General features: G+C 39.2%; 25 protein-coding genes and 1 other annotated feature. Of the genes, 19 read left to right on the top strand and 6 right to left on the bottom strand.

The genetic code is table 11. From position 1 onward, the window contains the following. Window positions 1-87: 87 nt before the first annotated feature. The gene (locus BKO01S_RS18220) at window positions 88-600 is read right to left on the bottom strand and encodes a gamma carbonic anhydrase (RefSeq protein WP_066057541.1); all 513 of its coding nucleotides are present in this window, start codon (window positions 598-600) and stop codon (window positions 88-90) included. A gap of 85 nt (window positions 601-685) precedes the next feature. Here BKO01S_RS18220 and BKO01S_RS18215 point away from each other — a divergent pair, with 85 nt between their 5' ends. Next, window positions 686-1,489, top strand: a complete 804-nt coding sequence (locus BKO01S_RS18215) for an alpha/beta hydrolase (protein ID WP_066057538.1) — start codon at window positions 686-688, stop codon at window positions 1,487-1,489. Window positions 1,490-1,503: 14 nt separating this feature from the next. Then, window positions 1,504-2,595, top strand: a complete 1,092-nt coding sequence (gene tbcS / locus BKO01S_RS18210) for a tetraprenyl-beta-curcumene synthase (RefSeq protein WP_066057536.1) — start codon at window positions 1,504-1,506, stop codon at window positions 2,593-2,595. A gap of 23 nt (window positions 2,596-2,618) precedes the next feature. Here the strand turns inward: tbcS and mnmM are convergent, their stop codons facing one another. Next, complete coding sequence (gene mnmM / locus BKO01S_RS18205) at window positions 2,619-3,191, bottom strand: tRNA 5-(aminomethyl)-2-thiouridylate-methyltransferase MnmM (RefSeq protein ID WP_066057533.1); 573 nt, start codon at window positions 3,189-3,191, stop codon at window positions 2,619-2,621. Beyond that, window positions 3,188-4,150, bottom strand: a complete 963-nt coding sequence (mnmL, locus tag BKO01S_RS18200; RefSeq protein WP_066057530.1) for a tRNA modification radical SAM protein MnmL/YtqA — start codon at window positions 4,148-4,150, stop codon at window positions 3,188-3,190. The genes mnmM and mnmL overlap by 4 nt, the downstream gene beginning before the upstream one ends. Window positions 4,151-4,329: 179 nt before the next feature. Here mnmL and BKO01S_RS18195 point away from each other — a divergent pair, with 179 nt between their 5' ends. From BKO01S_RS18195 to BKO01S_RS18150, 10 genes are all read left to right on the top strand, one after another. Then, window positions 4,330-4,593 (top strand): YtzC family protein, encoded by a 264-nt coding sequence (locus tag BKO01S_RS18195; protein ID WP_066057527.1) that lies wholly within the window; start codon window positions 4,330-4,332, stop codon window positions 4,591-4,593. 10 nt (window positions 4,594-4,603) lie between these two features. Then, the gene (locus BKO01S_RS18190) at window positions 4,604-4,783 is read left to right on the top strand and encodes a glycogen biosynthesis protein GlgD (RefSeq protein ID WP_066057524.1); all 180 of its coding nucleotides are present in this window, start codon (window positions 4,604-4,606) and stop codon (window positions 4,781-4,783) included. Window positions 4,784-4,954: 171 nt separating this feature from the next. Continuing rightward, window positions 4,955-6,142, top strand: coding sequence for an MDR family MFS transporter (locus BKO01S_RS18185; RefSeq protein WP_066057521.1), 1,188 nt, complete (start codon window positions 4,955-4,957; stop codon window positions 6,140-6,142). A 145-nt stretch (window positions 6,143-6,287) separates the two neighbouring features. Further along, window positions 6,288-7,007: a toast rack family protein gene (locus BKO01S_RS18180; protein ID WP_066057514.1), complete on the top strand. Its 720-nt coding sequence runs from the start codon at window positions 6,288-6,290 to the stop codon at window positions 7,005-7,007. A gap of 107 nt (window positions 7,008-7,114) precedes the next feature. Then, on the top strand, window positions 7,115-8,476 hold the full coding sequence (locus BKO01S_RS18175; protein ID WP_066057511.1) for a sigma-54 interaction domain-containing protein: 1,362 nt from the start codon (window positions 7,115-7,117) through the stop codon (window positions 8,474-8,476). 289 nt (window positions 8,477-8,765) lie between these two features. Further along, entirely contained in the window at window positions 8,766-10,085 is a 1,320-nt protein-coding gene (locus tag BKO01S_RS18170; protein ID WP_066057508.1) for a GntP family permease, read from the top strand. 13 nt (window positions 10,086-10,098) lie between these two features. Continuing rightward, complete coding sequence (locus tag BKO01S_RS18165; RefSeq protein ID WP_066057505.1) at window positions 10,099-10,875, top strand: 3-hydroxybutyrate dehydrogenase; 777 nt, start codon at window positions 10,099-10,101, stop codon at window positions 10,873-10,875. Between the two features lie 95 nt (window positions 10,876-10,970). Then, window positions 10,971-11,189 (top strand) — a binding site (T-box leader). 52 nt (window positions 11,190-11,241) lie between these two features. Further along, entirely contained in the window at window positions 11,242-13,656 is a 2,415-nt protein-coding gene (gene leuS / locus BKO01S_RS18160; RefSeq protein ID WP_066057504.1) for a leucine--tRNA ligase, read from the top strand. Window positions 13,657-13,770: 114 nt separating this feature from the next. Further along, entirely contained in the window at window positions 13,771-14,070 is a 300-nt protein-coding gene (locus tag BKO01S_RS18155; RefSeq protein WP_066057501.1) for a rhodanese-like domain-containing protein, read from the top strand. 91 nt (window positions 14,071-14,161) lie between these two features. Beyond that, window positions 14,162-14,344: a sporulation protein Cse60 gene (locus BKO01S_RS18150; RefSeq protein WP_066057499.1), complete on the top strand. Its 183-nt coding sequence runs from the start codon at window positions 14,162-14,164 to the stop codon at window positions 14,342-14,344. Window positions 14,345-14,356: 12 nt separating this feature from the next. Here BKO01S_RS18150 and BKO01S_RS18145 read toward each other — a convergent pair whose 3' ends face one another. Continuing rightward, window positions 14,357-15,628: a BaiN/RdsA family NAD(P)/FAD-dependent oxidoreductase gene (locus BKO01S_RS18145; RefSeq protein WP_066057651.1), complete on the bottom strand. Its 1,272-nt coding sequence runs from the start codon at window positions 15,626-15,628 to the stop codon at window positions 14,357-14,359. 201 nt (window positions 15,629-15,829) lie between these two features. Here BKO01S_RS18145 and BKO01S_RS18140 point away from each other — a divergent pair, with 201 nt between their 5' ends. Both BKO01S_RS18140 and BKO01S_RS18135 read left to right on the top strand, forming a co-directional pair. Further along, window positions 15,830-17,446, top strand: a complete 1,617-nt coding sequence (locus BKO01S_RS18140) for a putative polysaccharide biosynthesis protein (protein WP_066057497.1) — start codon at window positions 15,830-15,832, stop codon at window positions 17,444-17,446. A gap of 22 nt (window positions 17,447-17,468) precedes the next feature. Beyond that, window positions 17,469-18,188: a pseudouridine synthase gene (locus BKO01S_RS18135; RefSeq protein WP_066057494.1), complete on the top strand. Its 720-nt coding sequence runs from the start codon at window positions 17,469-17,471 to the stop codon at window positions 18,186-18,188. A gap of 40 nt (window positions 18,189-18,228) precedes the next feature. On the opposite strand, the gene BKO01S_RS18130 is transcribed toward BKO01S_RS18135, so the two are convergent. Beyond that, window positions 18,229-18,450 (bottom strand): DeoR family transcriptional regulator, encoded by a 222-nt coding sequence (locus tag BKO01S_RS18130; RefSeq protein WP_066057490.1) that lies wholly within the window; start codon window positions 18,448-18,450, stop codon window positions 18,229-18,231. Window positions 18,451-18,801: 351 nt separating this feature from the next. On the opposite strand from BKO01S_RS18130, the gene BKO01S_RS18125 reads away from it, so the two are divergent. From BKO01S_RS18125 to dat, 5 genes are all read left to right on the top strand, one after another. Then, window positions 18,802-20,070 carry a M48 family metallopeptidase gene (locus BKO01S_RS18125; RefSeq protein WP_066057486.1) on the top strand — a complete coding sequence of 423 codons (1,269 nt, stop codon included), beginning with the start codon at window positions 18,802-18,804 and terminating at the stop codon, window positions 20,068-20,070. A gap of 116 nt (window positions 20,071-20,186) precedes the next feature. Further along, window positions 20,187-20,897: an ABC transporter ATP-binding protein gene (locus tag BKO01S_RS18120; RefSeq protein ID WP_066057483.1), complete on the top strand. Its 711-nt coding sequence runs from the start codon at window positions 20,187-20,189 to the stop codon at window positions 20,895-20,897. After that, window positions 20,894-22,066, top strand: coding sequence for an ABC transporter permease (locus tag BKO01S_RS18115; RefSeq protein WP_066057480.1), 1,173 nt, complete (start codon window positions 20,894-20,896; stop codon window positions 22,064-22,066). The genes BKO01S_RS18120 and BKO01S_RS18115 overlap by 4 nt, the downstream gene beginning before the upstream one ends. Before the next feature lie 11 nt (window positions 22,067-22,077). Next, on the top strand, window positions 22,078-23,490 hold the full coding sequence (gene pepV, locus BKO01S_RS18110; RefSeq protein ID WP_066057477.1) for a dipeptidase PepV: 1,413 nt from the start codon (window positions 22,078-22,080) through the stop codon (window positions 23,488-23,490). Window positions 23,491-23,514: 24 nt separating this feature from the next. After that, entirely contained in the window at window positions 23,515-24,369 is an 855-nt protein-coding gene (gene dat / locus BKO01S_RS18105) for a D-amino-acid transaminase (RefSeq protein WP_066057473.1), read from the top strand. Window positions 24,370-24,411: 42 nt separating this feature from the next. Here the strand turns inward: dat and cysK are convergent, their stop codons facing one another. Further along, window positions 24,412-25,338 carry a cysteine synthase A gene (cysK, locus tag BKO01S_RS18100; protein ID WP_066057470.1) on the bottom strand — a complete coding sequence of 309 codons (927 nt, stop codon included), beginning with the start codon at window positions 25,336-25,338 and terminating at the stop codon, window positions 24,412-24,414. Between the last annotated feature and the right edge of the window lie 86 nt (window positions 25,339-25,424).

Raw genomic sequence — 25,424 nt, 5'->3', positions numbered from 1 at the left:
ACACCACCGATAAACAATTCGTTATGCATTCTTTTTAGTTATATCGGCATTTTTCCTCTAGCTTCAAGATACTAGTTTTAAAAATTCTTATTTTTGTATCGATTTGTAGTATTGTCCTTTTTCTACGTATTGGTTCATGATTCTGTCACGATCCTTTATGTCTTCCTCAGTTAACTCACGAATTACTTTGGCAGGGCGACCAAATGCAAGTGTGTTCGGTGGAATTTTCTTTCCTTGAGGCACTAAACTTCCAGCTCCAATGAAAGCACCTTCGCCAATTTCTGCCTGATCTAGTATAATAGAACCCATTCCAACTAACGCTTTCTTTCTTATGGTACAACTATGCAAAATAACTTGGTGGCCAATGGTTACCTCATCTTCAATTATGAGCGGATTATTTGGACTTTGGTGTAAAATAGAGTTATCCTGAATGTTCACGCGATCCCCAATAATCGTTGGGGCAACATCGCCGCGGATAACCGTGCCGAACCATATACTAGTTTGGTCACCAATTACAACATCCCCAGTAACTGTTGTATATTCAGCAAGGTACGCACTCTCTGCAATTTTTGGGGTTTTATCATGGTAAGGATAAATCATAGACATCCTCCTTTATGTAATCATATATTTACTATAACGAATTTACAGAAATTTTTCTTATACTTTTTTCGAAGGGGCAATACATATGTGGAAATGGGAAGCAGAAGGGAATGCTAGGGCAGTTATTGTTATCGTACATGGGGCAATGGAGCACCATCGAAGATACGGTTGGCTCATTGAGCAGTGGAGGAATGCTGGATTTCATGTCGTCATGGGTGATTTGCCCGGCCATGGATTAACGACAAGGTCAAGTAGAGGGCATATCGATTCATTTGAAGAGTATGTGAATGAAGTGAAAAAGTGGATCGATGCATCCTATCAATTTGACTTGCCTGTATTTTTAATTGGTCATAGCATGGGTGGGCTAATTACAATAAGGCTTCTTCAAAAGGAACGATTAAATGTGGCAGGTGTGATTCTTTCGTCACCTTGCTTAGGTCTTGTTAACAAGCCTTCTCCAATCTTACATGCCGCGACAATTATTTTAAATAAAGTGTTTCCAGCCTTACGCGTATCCTCAGGAATTTCTTTGGACATGGTGACAAGAAATGAAGATGTAAGAGAGTTGGATCGTAAAGACACTTTATATGTAAAGAAGGTATCTGTACGCTGGTATCGTGAGCTAGAAGAAGCCATGAAGAATGCATTTGCGATGATTAAAAGAACCCAAGACACACCGTTATTGGTCGTTCAAGGTGGAGATGACAGGGTCGTAGATAAGGAGAAGGTGAGAAATTGGTTCAACTCTGTTCCTTTATCCGAAAAACGCTTTAAAGAATGGCCAAAATGTTACCATGAAGTGTTTAATGAACCAGAAAGAGAAGAAGTATTTTTATATGTACAGGATTTTGTTGAAGGTCAGTTAAGAGGACTTGGATATATCGTGTGAGTGAGGTGAAATGAATGAGTGTTCCAACGATGCCGATCAGCTTAATGGCAGAAGTGTATAGAAAGGTTCTACCAGCGGTTCATAGAGAACTGCGGGGTTGGAAGGCACGAGCGGAAGAAATACCGAATCTAGAGCTTCGCAAACAAGCATTAGCGAGTATTGAACACAAAACGTTTCATTGTGAAGGCGGAGGAATTCTTGCTTTAATGGGTATGGACCACTATGAGGAAGCGATTCGATTTATCGTTGCCTATCAGACAATTAGTGATTATTTAGATAATTTGTGTGATCGAAGTACCTCTCTTGATCCCGCTGATTTTGCCATGTTACATGAATCAATGGATCATGCTCTCACCGTTGGTAAAGAGCAAAAGAATTATTATCAGCACCGAGAAGACCAGGATGATGGCGGGTATTTATATGATCTTGTAGCAACCTGTCAGGATGTTCTTGGCAGGATAGATAATTACGAAATGATCCGAGAACATTTGCTTGAGTTATGCCGCTATTATTGCGATTTACAAATACATAAGCATGTTCAAAAGGAAGAGCGAATCCCCCGACTCAAAAATTGGTTTGGTAAGCATAGAAGCACTATACCTGATATGGAGTGGTTTGAATTCTCAGCCTGCTCGGGTTCCACATTAGGAATCTTCTGCCTGGTTTCATTTGCGATGAGCGAGGGATTTACTCATCATCATGCTCAAAGCATTCGGGAAGGTTATTTTCCTTATGTGCAAGGCTTACACATCCTTCTGGATTATTTTATTGATCAGGAAGAGGATCTTCATGGTGGAGATCTAAATTTTTGTTTTTACTATAAAGACGAAAAAGCGCTATTTGAACGACTAAATCATTTTGTAAATGAAGCGGATCGCCATATAGAAAAACTACCGTATAAAAGATTTCATCAGTTGATTAATCGAGGCTTATTAGGTATTTATTTATCCGACGATAAAGTACGTAATCAAAGAGGAGTAAGAAAACTCTCACGAACGATGATATGGAATTCAGGTCCAATTGGTTTATTTTTCTATATTAATGGTCGTCTATACCGCTCTGTTCAAAAATGGAATATATTTCGAACTCGCAGTAAAACAGTCTGAAAAGAAATTTCAGACTGTTTTTTCTATCGTTTTTCGATAGCAATGATGAATGGAGCATTATTTTTCTGATTTTCAAACTGATAGCGAAGGACATGTGCCTTTTGTTGGTCTAATTCTTTTACATATTGTAAAAGTTCATCACGTTCAATAGCTCCTTCGTCGTGACCGTGATAAATAACAAGGACAATTATTCCTTCCACTGCTAATAGGTCTAAAAGCTGCTCAATCGCGGAAATAGTCGTTTCAGCTTTTGTGACAATGCTCTTGTCTCCACCCGGAAGATACCCAAGGTTAAAAATAGCAGCTGTTATCTTTCCTTTTACTGATTCAGGAATATGCTCTTTTACCTTCTCATGTCCGTCATGGATAAGGGTCACGCGGTCTGAAAGATTATCTGCATCCAATCGCTCTTTTGTCGTTTGAATGGCCTCTTTTTGAATATCAAAACCGTACACATGACCATCGACGCTTGCGAGTTTTGCTAAAAAATACGTATCATGCCCATTGCCTAGAGTCGCATCAACTGCTATTGTACCTGGGATAAAGGCCTTCTCAAGCAAAGTTCTTGCAAAAGGCAAAATTCGATCTAACTTCATAAACTGTTTGCCTCCACACGGTAGAACTTTCCTTGCCAGCTATCCCTTCTTTTTAATTCAGCGTCTATTGCATTTAACACTTCCCATTTATTGACGCTCCACATCGGTCCAATCATTAAATCAATCGGCCCATCACCCGTAATTCGGTGGACAATCATTTCGGGTGGTAGAATTTCTAATTGGTCACATACTAAGCTTACGTAGTTTTCAAAAGAAAGAAACTCTAATTTGCCCTTCTCATATTGCTTCACCATAGGTGTTCCCTTTAATAGGTGTAATAGATGAATCTTAATTCCCTGAACGTCTAGCTTTGCCACTTCTTTTGCGGTTGTCATCATCATGTCATGGGACTCAAGTGGCAATCCATTAATAATATGTGAGCAAATTCGAATATTATGCTTACGGAGCTTGTTTACTCCTTCTACATAACATTGAAAATCATGAGCTCTGTTAATAAGCAAGGCTGTTCGTTCATGAACCGTTTGAAGACCAAGCTCCACCCATAAATAGGTTCTCTTATTCAGTTCCGCTAGGTATTCAACCACATCATCTGGAAGACAATCTGGTCTTGTAGCGATAGAAATCCCTACAACCCCTTCTTGTGAGAGTACGCTTTCGAATTTTTCTTTTAACTCTTCAATGGGCCCATGTGTGTTCGTATAGGCTTGAAAATAAGCCATATACTTTCCATCCTTCCACTTCGAGTGCATTTTTTCTTTTATTTCTTCAAACTGAGTCGTTAAATCATCTACTCTATTTCCCGCGAAATCTCCTGAGCCTGCGGCACTACAAAAGGTACACCCACCATAAGCAACGGTACCGTCTCGGTTCGGACAATCAAAGCCGCCATCAAGCGCTACTTTAAACACTTTATGACCAAATATATGTCTTAAGTGGTAATTCCATGTATGATAACGCTTATTATCTGATGCATACAAAAAAGGGTTTAACTTACTCAACTTCGTAATCTCCTTACAATCAAAGTATCCTCATTTTATCAGAAAAAGGATACACAACCAACCGCATAAATATTGGTGAGTTATGCCACTATAGACAAGTTGTAAGATGAAGGGTACTTGTACAAACTACTTATGAAGCATATTGCTTCTTGTAAGCAAGAATAGGGGGGCTTTAAGAAATGGCAACTCATCAATCCATGATTAACCTCTTTGAGAGATGTAATGCGGTATTACGAAATGCCGAGACACAGTTTAACATAAGCAGTAGGCAGGATCATTTTAATGATGAGAACCTAGATATTGCTATGAGAGAGCTAGAAGATGCATACAATGATGTCGCCAAAATGGCATTAAGTGCAAATGAGGTACAACGAGAAGATTTACACCGAATGAGACTACAAATTCAACAACTCCAAAACCAAATGACGCTACTTGATCGATAGGGGGAGAAGGATGAAAAAGCGTTCAAAACAAAACAACCCTGAGCAAAAAACAAGAAATGGAATTAATAATCAAGACGTGGAGCTTGGATCTGATTTCGATCAGGTCAAAGCATCCAAAAAGAAGTATGAAAACAGAGGCGGACAGCCTGTGAAATCTAAGTTCCATCCAGAACCTGAACAAAGCTCCTAATAATAAGAAAGAGTCCCACAAATGTGGGGCTCTTTTTATGTTAAATTGATTGAATATTTTTACTCTCATTATGACGGTAGAAAATAGTTGATGTTTCGAAAGTGACCAACTACAATTTATTTTGAGACCCGAAATTGTAAATATATCTAACAAAGAAAAGGGGCGTTTTTCGTGCCTAGAGCTCTATGGTTACTAATTATAGGGATGGCGGTGAATGTAACTGGCTCTTCTTTTTTATGGCCTTTAAACACGATTTATATCCATGAGCATTTAGGAAAATCACTAACTGTGGCTGGCTTTGTTCTTATGTTGAACGCTGGTGCAAGTGTGGCGGGAAATTTATTTGGCGGAGCTTTATTTGATAAAATTGGTGGTTATAAAGCCATTTTGCTTGGAATCGGAATTACTGTTGCTGCACTACTCGGTCTTACATTTTGGCACGGGTGGCCTATGTACGTTGTTTTTTTAACGATCATTGGTTTTGGTTCGGGAATTGTTTTTCCTTCTATGTATGCAATGGCAGGAACGGTATGGAAAGAAGGCGGAAGAAGTGCATTTAATGCTATTTATGTTGCCCAAAATTTAGGGGTTGCTATTGGTGCAGCACTAGGTGGTCTTGTTGCCTCATATTCATTTCAGCTGATTTTTGTTGCCAATACGCTTATGTATATCCTCTTTTTATGTATAGCGCTGTTTGGATACCGTGGAATCCAATTAAGTAGCAGTGGGAAGCAAACCAATATTTTGGAACAATCTACTACAGTGAAAAGTCATACAAAGCTATATGCGTTATTGATTTTATGTATCGGATATTTGTTGTGCTGGGTTGGTTATGTGCAGTGGCAGTCTACGATTGCTTCGCATACACAGGAGCTAGGGATCTCACTTAAGCAATACAGTTTATTATGGACCATTAATGGAGCTTTGATTGTTGTTGCTCAGCCTATAATAAATAAAATGCTTAAACCATTTGTTCATCGAATCAAAGGGCAAATTATCACTGGCATCTTTATCTTTATCGTGTCATTTGCGGTTGCTTCTGTAGCAGGTGAATTTTCTGGTTTTCTTACAGCAATGGTTATTTTAACAGTAGGTGAAATGCTTGTTTGGCCAGCGGTGCCGACCATTGCCGACAGATTAGCACCGAAGGGGAAAGAAGGGTTTTATCAGGGTATCGTCAATAGCACCGCAACGGGTGGCAGAATGATTGGTCCTCTTCTCGGAGGAGTCCTTGTAGATGTTTATGGCCATCAGCTGATGTTGTTAATTTTAATTATTCTTTTTGTTATCTCTATTGTAACCACATCCATCTATGACCGAAATCTTCGAACTACGAAGCTACAATATAAACAAGCGTAAGGAACTAGCTCATAAACGGAGCTAGTTTTTTATTAGCTCAGATGACTCTAAGCCTTAAGTCCGAGGAGAAGTTAAAGCTTGCGCCTCGCTACATTTTTTTCAAGTCCTTCTATAATCAAGGTATAGAACACAAGGAGGAAGAAAAATGAAGAAATTAATATATGGAGTTGTGGTAGCTACGGGAGCGCTTATGCTTGCAGGGTGTAATATTTTTACAGTTGGGAAAGATGCTTATGAAAAAACTCTATTGGTTGAAAAGGATAAAGCCGAAGAGTTAGAGCTCGAGGTAAATATGGGAGCGGGAGAATTAACATTGGAACAAGGCTCGAAGGATTGGGTAATTGGAGAGGCGAAGTACAACAATAAAGATTTAGAGCCTGAGGTATCCTACAAATTAACCGGAGATACAGGGAAAATAGCTATTGACCAGTCAAAGAGTGAAGATATCAATGTAAATAAAGGTGGACTCAAAAATGAATGGAATCTTCAGGTAACGAATGATGTTCCCATTGGATTAATTGTAAACTCTGGTGCTTCCACTAGTACTTTGAATTTAACAGGTTTGAAGCTTGAAGACCTTCAAATTAACGCCGGTGTTGGGGACCTTACTGTTGATTTAAGTGGAGACTGGAAGAAAAGTTTTGATGTAAATATGGACATGGGAGTAGGAGTAACAACATTGATATTACCAAAAAATGTTGGGGTAAAGGTTATTTCGGAAAAAGGTTTAGGAGTAAGATCGGTGGAAGGTTTATCGTCAGAGGGAGATGGAGTCTACGTGAATGACAAGTTTGGCAAAAGTGATGTCACCATAACGGTGAATGCGGATCTTGGAATTGGCGAGTTTGAGATTAAAGAGGAGTAGTCAATCTTAGGTGGGGGAACTGATCGAGAGAATTGATCAGTTTTTTTCTGCTTTACACCATTGTCTGAAAAATATGATAATGAAAGAAAAAGCAAAGGAGCCATCTAATGATTCATGCCTTGTCAAAGCTTTCGGTGGATACGATTGAAACAATTGTTGAAAATGCATTTGAGTGGCTAGTTGTTGTTGATAGGGAAGGCTTAATCACTTATATAAATAAAAATTATTGTGAGTTTCTTGAGGTGAACAGAGATGAAGTAATTGGGGTTCACGTATCAAAGGTAATTGAAAATTCGAGAATGCATATTGTAGCGAGCACTGGAAAGGAAGAAATTGCGGATCTCCAGTATATTAAGGGCAATTATATGATTGCTAATCGTATCCCTATATTTTCTAATGGGGAAGTCATCGGGGCTTTTGGAACCGTTTTCTTTCGAGATACACAAGAATGGATGAAAATGAACTCTCATGTAAAGAGCTTGCTATCAAAGATGCAAAGTTACATACAAGACCTTGATCGAGGTGTGAAATACTCATTAGAGGATATTCTAGGGACTTCCAAGCAAATTGTCAGCTTAAAAGAAAAGGTCAAGATGATTGCTGCGAGTGATATATCTATACTGATTCGAGGAGAAAGCGGTACCGGAAAGGAGCTTTTTGCACACAGTATCCATCAGCTAAGCAATCGTAGCCATCAGCCATTTGTTAAGATCAACTGTGCTGCCATTCCAGAGCATCTTTTAGAATCTGAACTTTTTGGCTATGAGGAGGGTGCATTTACTGGGGCGAAAAAAGGAGGTAAAAAAGGAAAGTTTCAACTAGCGGATGGGGGAACTCTCTTTTTAGATGAAGTGGGGGATATGCCATTAAACATGCAGGTGAAATTGCTACGTGTACTCCAGGAAGGAGAGGTTGAAAGTGTTGGGGCTCTAAAGCCAATGAACGTAGATGTTCGAATTATTGCAGCGACTAACCGTCCGTTAGAAAAGATGATGGAGGAAAAACGATTTCGGGAGGATCTTTTTTATCGAATTAATGTTGTTCCCTTTCAAGTCCCCTCATTACGTGAGCGAATGGAAGATATTCCTATCTTACTAGATTACTTTATTAATAAGATTACAAGAAAAAGTGGAAAAAGAATACACGGGGTGAGTGAAGATGTCTCTGAATTGCTTCAAACCTACAGCTGGCCAGGAAATATCCGTGAGTTAGAAAATGTAATCGAGGCCGCCATTCACTTATCGAATGGTGAAACTATTACATTGGAGTCTTTACCGGATTATATTCATGACGCATCTGTTTATCCACTTGGAAAAAGGAAGCTAAAGGAAATAATGGACGAAACCGAACGAAGGGTTCTACAGCAAAGCTTAGTGAAGTATAATCATGATAAGCTTTTGGCGGCTAAGGCACTAGGGATTAGTAAATCAACTATGTATGATAAATTAAAAAAATATGGGATTGAATAGTCCAGATATCCGGAATGTGTTCCAGATTTCTGGACTTCTTTCTGTCTATGGTTTTATAAAAGGAATTCAGTTAAAAGACCTGGTTTTTTTAAAATCTATTCTATGATCGTTGAGTTTTAATAGAATATTAGTCCGGAAATTCGGAATAAATGTTCAATAAATAGTCACAAAACTCACATCACATTAGGATTAACAGTTTGGCACGATCCTTGCATAAATAATAGTGAAGGGAGGTAGGAAAAGGAAAATGTAACCGTTTGCATTTTACAACAACAAAGGGGGAAATAAGATGCTAAGTATGATTGGTTTAATTGGGGGTTTGGTCTTATTAATTTTCTTAACGATGCGAGGTATGAATTTACTTGTCGCAGGGCCATTATCAGCACTATTTGTTGCTGTTCTAAATGGAATGCCTTTGTTTCCACAACTTGTAGCCGAAGGGGAAGCGAACCTTGTTGGTAACTATATGTCCGGTTTTTCAAGCTTTGTTACATCTTGGTACTTAATGTTCCTTTTAGGTGCTATCTTTGGAAAAGTAATGGAGGATAGTGGTGCAGCTGATTCGGTTTCTAGATTAATTGTTGAAAAACTTGGGATGAAATACGCTATTCTGGCCATTGTTGCTGCTTGTGCGGTGTTAACGTATGGTGGAGTAAGTTTGTTCGTGGTGGCTTTTTCTGTCTATCCGATGGCACTTAGTCTGTTTAAACAAGCCAACTTGCCAAGACGTTTTATACCGGCAGCATTAGCCTTCGGTTCGGTTACCTTTACGATGACCTCTGCTGGCTCACCTGAAATTCAAAACTGGATTCCGATCGATTATTTAAATACTTCTCCTTATGCTGGCTGGGAAGTTAGCTTAATAGTTGCAGTATTTATGATGATTTTTGGTTATTGGTGGCTAAAGCGCATGATTACAAAAGCGGTAGAAAAAGGGGAGCGCTTTGTAGATAGGGATGGAGACCCAGTTAATGAGGAAAGAGAGCTACCGAATCCTGTGATGGGTATTTTGCCATTAATCGTGGTTCTTGTGATTTCTTTTATTTTTCATGATTCCTTAAAGCAATCGGCCCTTATTATTGCTCTTTTGGGCGGTGTTATCGCGACTTATGCACTTAACCGTAACTATTTTAAAAACTTCTGGAGTGCTGTTTCAGAAGGGACTCTTGGAGCGTTAATTGCGATAGGAAATACAGCTGCTGTTGTTGGATTTGGTGGGGTAGCGAAGGCAGTTCCAGCATTTGGAGTGGCTGTTGACTTTATGACGAGCATTCCAGGAAGCCCTCTAATTGGCGGTGCGATTGCGGTTAGTGTAATTGCTGGTATGACAGGTTCTGCCTCGGGTGGTCAAGCGATTGCTTTGCCATTACTAGCCCCTCATTACATGGATATGGGAGTCAATCCAGAAGCGCTCCACCGTGTCGTAGCCATTTCATCTGGAGCATTGGACTCTCTTCCTCATAACGGATATGTGGTCACAACGGTTCGGGCCATTTGTGGGGAAAGTCATAAAGATGCATACAATCCAGTTGGTGCAGTAACCGTCATAGTACCTACTCTAGGTGTTATTCTGGCGATTATTTTGTTCTCTTTAGGTGTAGGAATCTAGAAAGGAGTTTCTTATGAAGGACCAATCGATTGTTTTTGTGACGGGGGCAGCACAGGGGATAGGGTATGAGATTAGTAGAAAGTTTGCTGAGCAAGGGGCAAAGATTGTATTAACGGATGTCAATGAAGAGGCGGTTGTCGCTTCAGCCAAGGAGATTAGAGGACTAGGGTATGAGGCAATAGGAATCAAATGCGATGTAACGAAGGAAGAAGATATTATTGCAGCCATTAACCATGTGATTTCTCATTTAGGATCAATTGATGTGTTAATCAATAATGCAGGACTTCAACATGTATCATATATTGAGGATTTTCCAACAGAAAGGTTTGAGCTTTTGATAAAAGTCATGTTAACGGCACCATTTATGTTAACAAAGCATGTGTTGCCACATATGAAAAGGCAAGGCTTCGGGAGAATCATTAATATGGCATCTATCAATGGGTTAGTTGGTTTTGCTGGTAAAGCCGCTTATAATAGTGCGAAGCATGGGGTGATTGGGCTAACGAAAGTGACAGCCCTCGAAGCAGCGACCTATGGGATTACAGTGAACGCTCTCTGCCCTGGTTATGTAGACACGCCACTGGTACGTAACCAGCTAGCAGATCTTGCCAAAACGCGAGGGGTGGAGTTAGAAAGAGTACTCGAGGATGTTGTCTACCCACTCGTCCCACAGAAACGCTTGTTAGCTGTTGACGAGATTGCGAGTTATGCTATTTTTCTGGCAAGTGAATCGGCAAAAGGGGTTACTGGTCAATCGGTTGTTATTGACGCAGGCTATACGGTTCAATAAAAAATAAACACACTCTACTCCTTATCTTCATATGCTACAAAACACAACTTGCATCGAGCTAAAAAATACACTACAATAGCATCATACTTAAATATGTGGTGACCATGATAAGGAGTAGTAGTGAGAAATACCTGAAAGTAGAGAGTTGACGGATGGTGAAAGTCAACCAGGTGTCCATGAACTCGCCTTTGAGTCGCAAGTGTGAAAGAAAAGTAATGCTTGCCGTATTCCGCGTTAAGGATAATGAAGCGAGTGACTTGTGCACTAATGTGGGTGGTACCGCGGGAGATTCTACATATCCTCTCGTCCCTTTTTATAGGGACGGGATTTTTTGCGTTTAACAAGTATATCTAGGAGGAATTAAAGGTGAGTTTTAATCATCAAGAAATTGAAAAAAAGTGGCAGAGCTACTGGGATACTAATAAGACATTCCAAACGAGTGAAGAAAAGGGTAAACGCAAATTTTATGCGTTAGATATGTTTCCGTATCCTTCAGGAGCGGGATTGCATGTTGGCCATCCAGAAGGTTATACAGCAACAGATATTTTATCACGTATGAAGCGTGCGCAAGGCTATAATGTGTTACACCCTATGGGATGGGACGCGTTTGGTCTTCCAGCTGAGCAATATGCGTTGGATACAGGAAATGACCCCGCAGAATTTACTGCACTTAATATTGCCACATTTAAAAGACAAATTAAGGCGCTAGGATTCTCGTACGATTGGGATCGTGAGGTTAACACAACGGACCCTGGTTATTATAAATGGACACAGTGGATTTTCTTGAAATTGTTTGAAAAAGGCCTAGCCTATATTGACGAAGTAGCGGTAAACTGGTGCCCGGCACTGGGAACAGTTTTATCAAACGAGGAAGTTATTGATGGAAAAAGTGAGCGTGGAGGCCATCCGGTTGAACGTCGTCCGATGAAGCAGTGGGTACTAAAAATTACAGCGTATGCCGATCGTTTATTAGAGGATTTAGAAGAGCTTGACTGGCCAGAGAGCTTAAAAGATATGCAACGTAACTGGATTGGTCGTTCTGAAGGAGCCGAGATTACTTTTAACATTGAAGGTAACGACGGTCAGTTTACTGTTTTCACAACTAGACCTGATACATTATTCGGAGCTACGTATGCGGTTTTAGCACCTGAACATGCATTGGTTGATAAAATTACGACTGCTGAACAGCGTGATGCGGTTCAATCGTATATCGACAAAGTCAAGAGCAAAAGTGATTTAGAGCGAACGGACTTAGCGAAAGATAAAACCGGTGTCTTTACGGGTGCTTATGCGATTAATCCGGTCAATGGCTCAAAAATGCCAATTTGGATCGCTGATTATGTGCTAGTGAGCTATGGTACGGGAGCAATTATGGCGGTACCTGGTCATGATGAAAGAGATTATGAATTTGCAAAACAATTTGACTTACCAATCATTGAAGTAGTGGCTGGTGGGGATGTTTCGAAGGAAGCATACACAGGTGATGGAGAACACGTAAATTCTGATTTCTTAAATGGAATGAACAAGGAAGAAGCTATCTCTCGTATGATTGCGTGGTTAGAAGAAAAAGAAATCGGCACGAAAAAGGTTACGTATCGTTTACGTGATTGGTTATTTAGCCGTCAACGCTATTGGGGAGAGCCAATTCCAGTGATTCATTGGGAAGATGGCACAATGACAGCTGTTCCGGATTCAGAGCTTCCATTGGTGTTGCCAAAGACAACCGAAATTCGACCTTCTGGAACAGGTGAATCACCACTTGCGAACATCGAAGACTGGGTGAATGTTGTCGACCCTGTAACAGGGAAAAAGGGACGTCGTGAAACAAATACAATGCCTCAATGGGCAGGTAGCTGCTGGTATTACTTACGTTACATTGATCCGAAGAATGATCAAGCGTTAGCGGACCCAGAAAAATTAAAAGAGTGGCTTCCGGTGGATATTTATATTGGTGGGGCAGAGCATGCGGTTCTTCACTTACTATACGCACGTTTCTGGCACAAGTTCTTGTATGATATCGGAGTGGTTAGCACGAAGGAGCCTTTCCAGAAGTTATTTAACCAAGGAATGATTCTTGGTGAAAACAATGAAAAGATGAGTAAATCAAAGGGGAATGTTGTAAACCCTGACGAAATCGTTGGTACACATGGGGCTGACACTCTTCGTCTATACGAAATGTTCATGGGACCTCTAGAAGCTTCTATCGCATGGTCGACACAAGGATTAGACGGTTCGCGCCGTTTCTTAGATCGTATTTGGCGCTTGTTGGTAGATGAAAATGGTGAATTAGCAGAGAAGGTACAATCTGTTGATTCCTCAAGTCTTGAAAAGATCTATCACCAAACAGTGAAAAAGGTGACAGAGGACTTTGAAGGTCTGCGCTTTAATACAGCTATTTCACAATTAATGGTATTCATTAACGAAGCTTATAAAACACCAGTGATTCCGAAAGATTATGTGGAGGGCTTTGTGAAATTGCTTGCTCCTATTTGTCCACATATCGCAGAAGAGCTTTGGTCAAAATTAGGTCACAGTGAAGGAGTTTCTTACGAAGCATGGCCAGCATTTGATGAAGCGAAGCTAGTTGACGATGAAGTGGAAATTGTTGTTCAAATTAACGGTAAGGTGAAAGCTAAGCTTATGGTGCCTTCTGATGCAAACAAGGAAGCACTTGAGCAAATCGCGATGGATGATTCAACTGTTAAAGAGCAAATTGATGGAAAAACAGTACGTAAAGTGATTGCTGTTCCTGGAAAATTAGTTAATATTGTTGCGAATTAAGTTGGTAGAAGAGCTCCCAGTGTTGGTAGGGAGCTCTTTTTCTAAGCTGGAAAGATTGAAATATACTATGCAAGTCGTGTACGATAGAAGAAAAAATAAAAGGGGTAATGATGGATGGTAAAGGAAATTACAACTGCAGAGTTACAGGAAAAGATAGAGCAAGGGGAAAAATTAAATCTGATCGATGTTCGTGAAGATGAAGAGGTAGCTGCTGGAATGATTCCGGGTGCGAAGCATATTAAAATGGGCGAAGTTCCTATGCGTTTAGACGAATTGGATCAAGATACAGAATACATATTCATTTGTCGCTCAGGGGGCAGAAGTGAAAATGTATGTTATTTCCTGCATGATCACGGCTACAATGTAGTGAACATGGTCGGTGGCATGCTCGCGTGGAATGGAAAAGTAGAATAAGGTAGTTGAGGCCTAGGAAACTAGGCTTTTTTCATGCTTTTAAAATGTCTGAATTTTGTTAATACTCCTTAATAAAAAGGAGTGAGGTTCAATGATTCAAGTAAAGCTTTTTGATGAGGAGCATGAAAAAGACCTTGAAAAGAAGATGAATCGTTTTCTAGAAAAAGTGGATGAGCAAAAGCTGGTTGATATTAAATATAATATTGCTGCTTTACCGGAAGACGTAGACGAGCAAATCTATTGTTTTACAGCTATGATTATATATAAAGCCTGAGGAAGAAAATCCTCAGGCTTGACTTAAAGCATATTCAGCACTATTCACCCCAGCTAAACGTCCGGTCACAAGGGCAGAAGTAATATTATATCCACCTGTATATCCATGGATATCTAGAATTTCTCCACAAAAATACAGTCCTTCAACAAACTTGGATGCCATAGTTTGCGGTTCTACCTCCTTCACAGACACTCCACCGCCTGTTACAAAGGCCTTTTCTAGGGAAAGCGTTCCATTTACCTTGAATTGGAATTGTTTACACGCTTTTACAAAGTTACGAAGCTTTTCATGCGAGATGACTCCGCCCTGCTCATTTGCATCAATGTCAGAAACCTCTAATAAAAACAATAAATAACGTTCGGGTAAATAGCCTTTAAGGATGTTTTTTACACTTTTCTTTGGATCTGCTTTCACTATCGCAACAATTTCTTGGAATAATGGTTCCTCTTTTTTATCTGGGAGGGCATCAATACTCATAGTTACTTCTTTTAGATCCCACTTTTTCATTGCCTTCACCACATACTGACTGCAACGAAGCACTGCCGGGCCACTAATACCAAAGTGGGTAAAAATCATATCCATCTCATGAGTAATGAGTGGTTTGCCCTTTGGATTTAACACACTTAAGCCAATTCCACGCAGTGATAATCCTTGCAGCTCCTTTGATTGAATAAAAGCTTCATTCGAGGTAATAGGCACTTCCGTTGGAAATAGGTCAGTGATTGTGTGTCCTGCCTTTTCAGCCCAAGCATACCCGTCTCCAGTTGAACCTGTATGAGGAACAGACTTTCCACCGACTGCTAAAATGACTGCAGAGGCAGAGTATTTCTCTTTGTTTTTTAATCGTACAGCAACAGCTTTACCATTTTCATAATCGACTGTTTCTACTGGAGAATTTGTTAGCATATCAACCTTTAGCTCTTTCATCCTTCTGATCAATGCATCAACGACAGACTGTGCCTTATCTGAAACTGGAAACATCCGCCCGTGGTCTTCCTCTTTTAATTGAATCCCAAGCTTTTCAAAAAAGGAAATAATATCCTCGTTACTAAATATAGAAAAAGCACTATATAAAAATCGACCATTACCAGGGATATGCTTAATAATCTCATCTACTGGAAGTCGATTCGTTACATTGCAACGACCACCACCAGATATGGCAAGCTTACGCCCAAGCTTGTCTCCTTTATCAATTAAAAGCACCTTTGCCCCTTTTTCACCTGCAGCAATGGAAGCCATTAACCCAGAAGGCCCTCCACCGATGACAATTACGTCATAATTCATATCTATCACCAACTTTCATTCACCATTATAAGGCAGCTTGTATAGAAAGAAAACTTTTCCACAAAAAGTAGCATCAAAGCAAGGAGTTGTGTACACTCAAATTAGGTTCACACAAAAATCACAGTTTTTTTCAAACTTTATGATAAAATATGTATTTGGCGTTTGAAACCATTTTGGCATTTCTACATAGGAAGGGATCACATGCAATCTAAGTTACTTCGAGGAACATTTATTTTAACTTTAGGTACTTTTATTTCGAAAATATTAGGGCTTTTTTATGTTATTCCATTTACAAGAATTGTAGGACCTGCAGGAGCTGTACTTTACCAATATTCCTATGTTCCTTATACGATATTTATTAGTTTAGCAACGGCTGGAGTACCTCTAGCTGTAGCTAAGTTTATTTCTAAATATAATGCTATGGAAGAATATGCGGTAGGTAGAAGGCTATTTAAATCAGGGATTCTAGTGATGCTAGGAACGGGATTTACAGCATTCCTTATTCTTTATCTAACAGCTCCTTTCGTTGCAGATATTATCATCGCTGATAATGAGAAACAAACGAATCCAAGCGAAATTGTTACTGTCATTCGAGCAGTGAGTTTTGCTCTTATTATTATTCCATTTATGAGTTTAATTCGTGGGTTTTTTCAAGGGCATCAATCAATGGGACCGTCGGCTGTTTCACAAGTGGTAGAACAAATTGTTCGAATCGTATTTCTATTAGCGGGTGCTTTTATCGTCCTTAACGTTATGAACGGTGACATCGTTACAGCAATAAGTATCGCTACGTTTTCGGCCTTCGTTGGAGGTTTGGGGAGTTTATTTGTCCTCTTTTGGTATTGGTATAAGAGAAAGCCTCACCTTGATGAGTTGTTACAACAAGATAAGGGGACCATTCAAGTTTCACTAAAGGATATGTACAAGGAGATCCTTGTTTACTCTATCCCTTTTGTTCTCGTAGGTATTGCCAATCCCTTATTCCAATGGGTTGATACATTAACCTTCAACCGAGCAATGGATTCTATAGGGCTTGCAAGTATATCTGAACATGAACTAGCTAAATTAAGTTTTTATACACATAAGCTAGTCATCATTCCTGTCTCGTTGGCAACCGCTTTTTCGTTAACGTTAGTTCCTAGCATAACTCAAGCCTTTATTGCAAAAGACCAAAAAGCGGTTAATAAGCAGCTAAACCAAACTTTCCAGGTATTGATGTTTATCACCTTACCGGCTGCACTTGGATTATCATTACTGGCTGAGCCGGCTTATACGGTTTTCTATGGACCTAATGCTTCAGGAACAGAAATCCTGCGGTTATATGCACCTGTTGCAGTCTTATTTGCTCTTTACTCAGTAACAGCAGCGATATTACAAGGAATTGACCAGCAAAAGTTCACCATTTTAAGTCTTCTTGTTGGTATTTTGGTTAAGCTATCTTTAAATATTCCATTTATCAAATGGTTTGAAACAGATGGGGCCATTTATGCAACAGCACTAGGTTACGGTGTAGCGATTGGGATTAATTTTGTCGTTATTAAAATATTCTCAGGATATCGTTTCCGACTCGTTCTTCGAAGAGGATTGCTAATTGTCATATTTAATGTTCTCATGTTAATCGTTGCAGCTTTGGTATATTATTTGTCAACAATGTTTTTATCACCTAAAACAGAAATAGAGTCCATTATTATTATTCTCTTATCAGCGGCAGCTGGTGCAGGAATCTATGTATATTTAAGCTTCAAAACTCGCCTTATTTACTTTTTATTTGGCGAACGTGTGGAAAGAATGATGAAGAAGGTCAAACTAAGAGGGTAAGACTCCATTGGGAGGGAAACAATTGCGTATTGATAAAATGCTAGCCAATTTAGGCTATGGAAGTAGAAAAGATGTAAAAAAATTATTAAAAGACGGCGCAGTCATCGTGAACGAAAAAGTAATAAAAGATTCAAAGCAACATATTGACCCAGACAAGGATGTTGTTACGTTAAATGGGGAAGTGGTCGAATACAAGGAGTTTGTTTATTTAATGATGAACAAACCTCCTGGGGTTATATCAGCAACGGAGGATAACCACGATGAGACTGTAATCGATTTACTTGAATACGAAGATCAAGTGTTTGAGCCGTTTCCAGTAGGGCGACTAGATAAGGATACAGAAGGACTCTTGTTGATAACAAACGATGGACAGTTATCGCATCGTTTGTTATCCCCAAAGAAACACGTGCCGAAAACCTACTTTGCTGTTATTGAAGGAATGGTCACTAGTGACGATGGGGAAGCTTTTCAAAAGGGAGTCACACTTGATGATGGGTATCTGACGAAGCCAGCACATTTAACGATTTTAAAATCGGGAATGACATCGGACATTGAGTTAACGATTACGGAAGGGAAATTTCATCAAGTAAAACGAATGTTTGAAGCAGTAGGAAAAAGAGTAGTCTACTTAAAAAGATTGTCAATGGGTCCTCTAAAGCTTGATGAGACTTTAGAGTTAGGGGAATATCGAGAGTTAACGGATGAAGAATTAGAAGAGTTAATTAATTATGAAGTGAAATAAAAGAATTCGCCCTTTCGATTAGGAAAGGGCGAACCGTCATTTAAGATGATATTTTTACCTTTTTTTCGGTTGTTGTCCATTTTCCACGACTTGGACTTTCGACTAGGTCATTGTAAGCTAAAACATTTAGATCTCTCTGGATCGTTCGAGGAGTGATACCAAATTCCTCCACAAGCTCTTGCGTCGTGACAATTCCATGGTTATTAATAAACATGTAGATGGATTTGATACGGTTTAACATCCGGTTAGTCGAAGGTTTCAAAAAACCACTCCCTATCCTTTTTTCAAACCTTTGGCAAATAGCTACAACGGACGACTTCTTGAAGATGACTCTCCAAATGTATGTAAGCTTCTTTTCCCTAGACAACCCCTTTACATAGTGATGAAAAGCTGACTAAATGATCATGTCTTTTCTTGTAGATTATTGTACTCTTATTTACAGATAATTTCTACTTTTACACAATAATTTAATAAAATGGTAATCTTTTCTTTAAGATACCCCTCCTTTTTCTTGCTGCTGTTACATTCTATGGCTAAAGTCATACCAGTTATGATAATAAAATTTGATTTTTGCAAAAATAGGACAATAATAATTTGAAAGGAATGACACATGATGAATACTTATTTGCCCTCTCAGCTTGTCCATCGCAAAGAGAATATCTATTTTGCACTTGTTTTAATTTTTAGTATTTTAACCTATCTATTTTTAGTTTTCTCAATACTAGGTATTGGAATTATTATAATTATGGTTCTTTTATCAATATTTTTCCATGGTTTGATGATCGGAGGTATTAGGAGAAATGGAGTTCGAATAAGTGAAGAACAGTTTCCCATGCTCTTTCAAAAGGCGCAAGAAATGGGCGCACAAATGGGGCTAGAAAAGATTCCTCAAATGTATGTGATTGAGTCTCAAGGAACATTAAATGCATTTGCCACAAGATTTTTCGGAAGAAATATGGTGGTTCTTTATTCAGAGATATTTGAACTAATCGAAAGAGATGCAGAAGAGGAAGTACTATTTGTTCTTGCACATGAATTTGCCCATTTAAAAAGGAAGCATGTAACGGTGAATTTTCTTCTATTACCAGCCATGTGGGTACCTTTTTTAGGTGATGCGTATTTACGAGCTTGTGAATACACATGTGACCGTTACGCAACCTATTACTCAGGTTCACTCGCAGCATCCAAAAATGCTCTGACCATTTTAGCAATCGGGAAAGAGCTTTATAAAAAGGTCAACAAAGAGTCATATATGAGACAAATTGAATCTGAAGCAGGCTTCTTTGTTTGGTTAAATGAAAAGCTGTCTACACATCCCCATTTGCCAAAAAGAATCTATGAAGTGGAAAAATTCTTTTCTGAAACAGAAGTGGAGACGTTAAGAGAGCCGAAAAGAGGAATCGTAATTGGAGTAATCGTAGCCCTATTGCTATCTCTTGTATTTGCTGGCGGCGTGTATATGACTTACAAGGCATTAGAGAAGTTCAATGTCTTCTCGGAAGCTTTTGAAATCGAGGGCACGACACCCTTAATGGAGGCCGCAAGTGAAAATGATACGGAAGCGATATCTACTCTTTTAGATGATGGTGCCGACGTGAATGAGGTAGATAGTGAGGGATCATCTGCTCTCCATTGGGCAGTATATTCGGGTCAGCTTGATGCAGCTGCTCTATTACTAGAAAGCGGAGCGGACCCTAATACAGTAGATACGTACGATTCGACTCCGCTTATAGATGCTACCTATAATGAGAATGTTGAAATGGTGAAGCTCTTATTACAATACGGGGCAGATCCAAATTACGAGGATGCCTCTGGCTATACGGCCTATGATTATGCATTGGAATATGAATATGATGAACTACAGGAGCTCCTTAATCCGTAATCTTAAAAAAATGCTGTCCAGTTCAAAGGGACAGCATTTTTCTTTAAATAAATACATTCTTATTATTTTGAAACTTTTTCCAATAATCTACCGTACTCAAGTATAGGAGGTGGATGATGGAATTACTTAGAGTTAATATAAATCAAGCACAATACGAAATAAGGTCTTCAATTATTGAGGATATTCACTTTTCCTTGAATAGTGGAGAATTGATTGGTCTTATTGGCCCAAATGGTGCAGGAAAAAGCACCACGATTAAATCGATTTTGGGTTTAATGAAAAATATGGATGGAACGATTGAGTTTCCAGAAGGCAGCCGCTACTCCTATTTACCAGAAAGACCGATTTTTTATGATGAATTAACTTTGTGGGAACATATGGATTTTATTGCAGCGGTCGAGGGGTTAGATCAAACACGCTATCAACAACAAGCTGAACGGTTGCTTGAACAATATAAACTAGTTGAAGTGGCACATACCTTACCCGCAACATTCTCAAAAGGGATGCAGCAAAAAGCAATGTTAATTTTGGCTTTAGTTACCAATCCTCAAATCTATATTATAGATGAGCCTTTTATAGGATTAGATCCGATGGCTATGAAATTATTTCTCACATCAATCGAGGAAGAACGCTCTAAGGGAGCAGGAATTCTCATGTCGACGCATGTACTTGATACAGCTGAAAAGGTTTGTGACCGCTTTTTATTGGTGAACAAGGGTCGAATAGCAGCATACGGTACACTTGAGGAAATAAGGCAGATTTGTAAGCTTCCTACTGGTTCATTATTTGATTGCTTTCATTTTATCGCTGAGGGGCAATTGGAATGAATGGGTTTTCGCTATTTTCTACAAGAATCTTAAGGGAATGGAAGTTTCAATATGGGGTTATAAAAAGTGTAGCCGATTGGACCATCCTTCTTTATATAATCCTTCCATCGATAGCGATTGGTGTTGGTATGTATCGTTCCTGGTGGATGGAAGTTCCAAATTGGATTGTACCTATTCCTGTTGAACTCGTTTTTTTGGTTGGTTATGTTTTCACTTGGTTCGGAAATTATCGAACATTTATAGAAGAGGCTGATAAAGTATTTTTAATAAAAAATAAGCACCTCTTTTTACGAATGAAGATATGGAGCTATTTTTTAACCGTTATCACTCAAACGGTCTCTTTGCTTCTGTTACTCTGTGTGTTACTCCCTTTTTTAATTGTCCATTTTGAACTGAAGCTAGAGAATATCTTAGTGTATTTTTTCTACCTATTACACTTTAAGATATTACTGATGTATGGAAAACAGCAGTTGAGTAGGATTAAGCAAAAATACATAGGACTTCTATTCTTATTTTTTGTGTTTGTGATAGGTAGTTGGATCACACAATTAGTTATTTGGGCTGTTACAAACTATGCGACATTTCTATGGTTTATCGTTTGGGTTCCTGGTTTTTTGGGGATGTATTTATCGATTAATAAGCTTCGTAGAATAAATCGTTTTGATGAAGAACTCATAACTGAAAGAGAAGAGAGGCTAAGATACATTGGCCTTATTTATCAATTTTCTTTTTCAATTGAAAAAACAACTCCTGTTATTCGGAAGAACCCGTTATTGTTTCGCCATTCTAAAAGACTATTTAAAAAGAGGACGGCGAGCCATGCATTTATCGAGTTGTTCTTGAAGGTGTTTCTACGAAATTTCTCGTATGTTCTTTCGTATTTTCAATTTATCGGAGTAACCATATCAGCGATGATTGTATCACCAACGATCTGGCTAGTCGGCCTATTTTTTGTTGCTTTTCTATTTATCATTCGTTGGTATCTTGATGCCTGTTGGGAAAAAATTACTGCTTCTCATCCACTCGTTGGGAAGTATAAAGAACATCCAGGGTATTACGAAGGGAAACGGAAAGCAGTAAATAGTTTGTTCCTTATAGCAGTTGTCATTACGGTTGTTTTTTCAAGCACTGGGATATATTATTTAAGTCAAGTAGATTGGGATTTTTAGGAGGATTATTCGTGACTAATATAAATTGGGTTTTGGAAGTGGAGAAAAGAAAGGAATCATTAATAGAGGATACCAGAAAGCTATTACAAATCAAAAGCGTGCTAGATGAAGAAAATGCTACTGATGATGCACCATTAGGACAAGGGGTAAAGGATGCACTGGACCACATGCTTCAGCTTGGAAAGGTAGACGGATTTTCTACCAAGAACGTTGGCAATCTTGCTGGGCATGTAGAATTCGGAGAAGGAACGGAGAGCGTTGGAATTCTTTGTCATGTTGACGTTGTTCCTGAAGGTGATGGATGGGCAAGTGACCCGTATGCAGCAGAAATTCGTGACGGGAACATATATGCTCGTGGTGCTATTGATGATAAGGGGCCAACCATGGCAGCTTATTACGCGATGAAAATTGTAAAAGAACTTCAATTACCTCTTTCCAAAAGAGTGCGAATGATTATCGGAACGGATGAAGAAAGTAACTGGCGTTGTGTGGATCATTATTTTGAACATGAAGAAATGCCAACTTTTGGGTTTGCACCAGATGCAGATTTCCCGATTATATTTGCTGAAAAAGGAATCTCAGATTTTGATATTGTTCAAAAGAGTAGCCAAACTGAGGATCATAGTGGAACCACCATTCTATCGTTTCAAGCAGGCAGGCGCTATAATATGGTTCCTGACTTCGCCAAGGTTGCCTTACATACGAATCAAGAAGAAACACATATTATCCAAGAGTTTCAAACCTTTCTTGATGAGCAACAGCTAAAAGGAAAATACTTTGTTGATAAAGGAGAACTCGTTTTAGAGCTAGAAGGAGTATCCGTGCATGGAATGGAACCTGATCTTGGAAAAAATGCCGGTATACTACTTGCAGCTTTTCTAAATAAATTACAGCTAAGTGGTGAGGCGAAACAGTATTTCTCCTTTATTCAAACATATTTTTACAATGATAGTCGTGGAAAACAGTTGGGAATTGCTTATACAGACGATATTTCAGGGGATATTACGTTGAACGTTGGAAAACTTTCCTTTACAAAAGGAACTGGTGGAATGTTAGGAATCAATCTTCGTTACCCAGTCACAGCTACTCTTGACCAAATTCAGAAAAAACTGGCCCCTGTTTTACATGAAAATGGATTCGAGGTTCAAAATTTATCAGACTCGAAACCCCATCACGTTGATGAAAAGGATTTTCTCATTCAAACGTTGAAAAAGGTATATGAGGAACAAACGGGTGAGAAGGCGGAGCTGATGGCTATTGGTGGGGGAACCTATGCACGTTCATTGAAATCAGGGGTTGCCTTTGGCCCGTTATTTCCTGGTCGACCGGATGTGGCTCACCAGAAGGATGAGTATATGGTTGTAGAGGATTTATTCAAGGCTACAGCGATATATGCTCAGGCGATTTATGAACTAGCTAAATAAATAAAGGTCAAAGGGAGTGTTGGAATGGATTACGTTATTGTTGATGGAGAGATAGTAGAGCGTGCCCTTGCAAGTGTCGATATAGAGGATCGTGGCTACCAGTTTGGCGATGGTGTCTATGAAGTAATACGTGTATATAATGGAAAAATGTTTACGGCAAAGGAGCACTTACATCGATTGAAGGAAAGTGCGGAAAAGATAAGCATCCAAATACCCTACGGTACGTCTGAATTGGAAGAAAAGCTAAACCGTCTTATTGAGAAAAATGAACTGACGAATGGAATTGTTTATATGCAATTTACTAGGGGTGCATCTCCACGTAATCATGCCTTTCCTTCCAATGTAACCCCGACTTTCGTTGCTTATACGAGAAACGTTGATCGTCCAGTGGGAAGTATGGAAGAAGGGGTAAAGACAATATTTATTGAAGATATTCGTTGGCTACGATGTGATATAAAGAGTCTGAACTTACTAGGGAATCTTCTTGCAAAGCAAAAAGCAGTCGAAGCTGGTTGCTTTGAGGCCATTCAACATCGAGGGGAGATTGTAACAGAAGGCAGTTCATCCAATGTATCAATTGTGAAAAATGGTACAGTAATCACTCATCCAGCAAACAACTTGATTTTAAATGGAATCACAAGGCAAAAAGTGAAGCAAGTATGTGAACAAAATCAGATCCCTTTTGAAGAAAAAGAATTCACCCTTGAAGAACTTTTACTTGCAGATGAAGTATTTTTGTCAGGAACTACGGTTGAGGTAACACCAATTGTAGAAGTAGAGGAGAAAAAAATCTCTGCAGGAATTCCTGGGGCTGTAACGAAAAAGCTTCAGCAGTTGATCAAGGACGAAATAGAAAAGGAATGCGGAACACTTTTGTAACGAAAAAAGGCTGTCCTCTAGGGCAGCCTTCTTAATAAATTTTTATGAGAACAAGTCACTAGAAAGATATCTTTCCCCTGTGTCACATGCAATACACACGACAATGTCATCAGGTCCTAGGGTTTTAGCAACTTCAATGGCAGCAAAACAGGCGGCACCAGAGGATGGTCCAACTAATATTCCTTCTTCACTAGCCAATCTCCGGGTGATTGTGTATGCATCCTCATCAGTGATCTTATGAATATGGTCGTATACATCTTGGTTAAGTATGTCAGGAATAAATCCTGGACTCGTTCCTACGAGTTTATGCTTACCAGGTTCGCCCCCAGAAAGTACCGGTGAGCCTGCAGGTTCTACAACATGAACTTGTAAATGTGAATAATGCTCTTTTAACACTTCACCTGTTCCCGTTATCGTTCCTCCTGTTCCAGCTGTAGCTACAAAAGCCGAAAGTGGTTTTCCTAATTCATTCATAGCAGCAACAATTTCTAGAGCAGTAGAGTGTCTGTGCGCATCTGGGTTTGCTTCATTTTCAAATTGCATAGGTAAATAACTATTAGGTATTTCTTTTGCCAGCTCCTGTGCCTTTTTTATGGATCCAGGCATTTTTTCATCACCAGGTGTTAAAACAACCTCAGCCCCGTATGCCTTTAATAGATTGATTCGTTCCTTTGTCATAGTATCTGGCATGACTAAAATCGAACGGTACCCTCTTGCTGCGGCATTCATTGCTAGTCCAATTCCTGTGTTGCCACTTGTCGGCTCAATAATAGTAGCACCCTTCTTTAATAATCCGTTCTTTTCAGCGGAATCAATCATGTTAAACGCAGCGCGATCCTTGACGCTTTTACTAGGATTAAAAAATTCAAGTTTTAAATAGACGGAAGCACCCGTTTTAGGTGCCAAACGGTTTAATTTAAGTAAAGGGGTTTCCCCGATTAATTCAGCGATATTCTGGACAACCTTCATCAAAATATTCTCCTAACTACAATTTTTTCCTTTTGTTTCGAAATTTTTACTTAAAAGTGGGAAATGTAACATATAAAGAATAATCC

Source organism: Robertmurraya korlensis NBRC 107688 (assembly GCF_001591645.1).
Classification (GTDB): domain Bacteria; phylum Bacillota; class Bacilli; order Bacillales; family Cytobacillaceae; genus Robertmurraya_A.
The sequence above is the reverse complement of the archived record's forward strand: the minus strand, read 5'-3'. Positions and strand labels throughout refer to the sequence as shown.